Origin of the sequence: Streptomyces sp. NTH33 (assembly GCF_003236365.1) — a bacterium.
In the GTDB taxonomy this organism is placed as follows: domain Bacteria; phylum Actinomycetota; class Actinomycetes; order Streptomycetales; family Streptomycetaceae; genus Streptomyces.
The window spans coordinates 1-2,020 of record NZ_POTZ01000770.1; the positions used below are offsets into that span (position 1 = coordinate 1).

Annotated in this window: 2 protein-coding genes; one reads left to right on the forward strand and one right to left on the reverse strand. The window is 74.6% G+C overall.

Going from position 1 to position 2,020, the window contains the following annotated elements; genetic code table 11:
- On the reverse strand, positions 1-1,400 hold a 1,400-nt coding region (locus tag C1I97_RS36055), incomplete at its 3' end, for a hypothetical protein (RefSeq protein WP_111007134.1).
- A 177-nt stretch (positions 1,401-1,577) separates the two neighbouring features.
- Between C1I97_RS36055 and C1I97_RS36060 the strand changes: the two genes are divergently transcribed.
- The gene (locus tag C1I97_RS36060) at positions 1,578-1,961 is read left to right on the forward strand and encodes a BlaI/MecI/CopY family transcriptional regulator (RefSeq protein WP_111007135.1); all 384 of its coding nucleotides are present in this window, start codon (positions 1,578-1,580) and stop codon (positions 1,959-1,961) included.
- Positions 1,962-2,020: the final 59 nt, after the last annotated feature.

Consider the following 2,020-nt stretch of genomic DNA (forward strand, 5'->3'; position numbering starts at 1 on the left):
CCGCCGGGGGCGGTGAGGACGGCGACCGGCAGGCGCCGGGCGGTCCGTTCGATGCCGGCCCGGGTGGTGTTGGCGTTGTGGCCGTCGGTCGCGGCGGAGCCGCAGCCGGTGTAGAAGGCGATCGGGACGGCGTTGCTGCCGGTGAGCAGGCAGGGCGGGCGCACGCCGAGGCGGTGCAGGTCGGCGGCGGTGGCGGACCAGGCCCGGCGGTCGGCGGTGGTGCGCTGGACGGTGTGGGCGAGGACGGCGTACTGCACGGCCAGGTGCCCGGCGAGGCCGAGGGCGACCAGGGACAGGGCCAGGGGCCGCCACTGGCCGCCGGGTGCCCTGACGAGGCGGGCGAGGGCGTCGGCGACCGGGATCGCGAGCAGGGCGTAGGCGGGCAGCAGGAAGCGGGGAGCCGCGTATCCGATCAGGAACAGGTAGGGGAAGGCGGCCGTGGCGGCGCAGGCCAGCGCCACCAGGGTGGGTGCGGGCCGCCGGGCGCGCAGGGCCACGGCGAGGCCCAGCAGGGCGAGCAGCGGCAGGACGTACCACCAGGCGGTGATCGCCGGGTTGGGCACCGCGCCGGTGCACGGGCGGCACAGGGTGCGCCCGCCCAGGCTGCGCAGTTGGTCGGCCACGGCGAAGTGCCAGCCCAGGCCGCCCTGGATGGCCGAGCCGTCGGAGAGCCGCTTCAGCAGGCCGCCGTAGCCGGTGTACGCCTCGATCACCCACTCGGCGGAACCGGTCGCCAGTCCGGCGAGCAGTGCGGCGAGCGGCGTCCAGCGGCGCTTGAGCACGGCGAGCGCGAGCAGCGGGAGGACGGCCCAGACCGCGTCCATGGGGCGCATCAACGCCATGAGGGCGGCGCCGCCGGCCAGGCCCCACAGTGCGGCGCGGTCGCGTCGGCCGGGCCGCACGCGCAGGAAACAGCCCGCGCAGGCCAGGGCGCCGACGGCGACCCAGTAGTTGGGCATGGCCTGCGGGCCGTAGAACAGCGTCACCCACAGGGAGGCGAACAAGGCGCCGGCGAGGGCCAGGACGCCGGAGGGGAAGGCGTGCCGCCACACGCGCAGGGCCAGGTACAGGGCCAGGCCGGAGAGCACCGCGAGGTAGACGCGCAGCAGCGCGGTGGACGACGACCAGGAGGCGACCGGTGCGACGAGCAGCGGGACGCCACGGGCGCGCGGGGCGCTGAAGAAGGCGGCCGGCGCGTGCGGGCTGACCTGGCTGACGTAGACGGTCTCGTCCCAGCCGAGGCCCATGCCGGGGCGGACCAGGAGGAGCTGGGCGAGGGTGAAGGCGACGGCCACCGCCGCGACGAGGGCGTCGCCGCGGGCCCAAGGGCCGCGGCGGGAGCCGGACTGCGGCCCGGATCGCCGCGTCCTGGCGAGTATGGCGTGCGTACTGTCGGCCATCTCCACCCCTCACCCCCGCACGCACCGGGAACGTCAGAACGTCGAAGACATCGGGAGAAACACAGCGGAAAACGCGGAAAACTCGGAAAACAGAGACAAACTATCCCGCGACGTGCCCGTTCGCGGGCGGGACACCGCCGAACGCCTGATTTCCCTACGCGCTGTAAGGTTGAGGGCATGGCTGGCAGCGGGCTTCACGGCAGGACGGAACGGCGCAGCTCGGGCGAGCTGGAGAGCGAGGTCCTCGCCGCTCTGTGGGGCACGGAGCGGCCACTGACACCGTCCGAGATCCAGCTGGAGATCGGCGGCGGCCTGGCCTACAACACCGTCCACACCATCCTCAAGCGCCTCTACGACAAGGGCCTGGTGCTGCGCGACGTGAACGGACGGCGGGGCGCCTACCGGCCCACGAAGAACGCGGCGGAGCTGACCGCGCAGGCGATGCACGACGCCCTGGGCCGGGGCCCGGACCCGATCGCCGCCCTGAGGCAGTTCGTGACCGGGCTGAGCCCCGAGCAGGAGCGGGCCCTGCGCGACCTGCTCACCGGTGGCGCCCTCTGACGGCCGCCGTCCGCACCCCTCGGTCAGTGGGAGTGGGGCTTGCGGTGCAGGGGCTGCTC

What these genes read in the sequence shown, in the direction of transcription:
- C1I97_RS36060 (WP_111007135.1), top strand. Translation starts at nt 1,578, where the DNA reads ATGGCTGGCAGCGGGCTTCACGGCAGGACGGAACGGCGCAGCTCGGGC.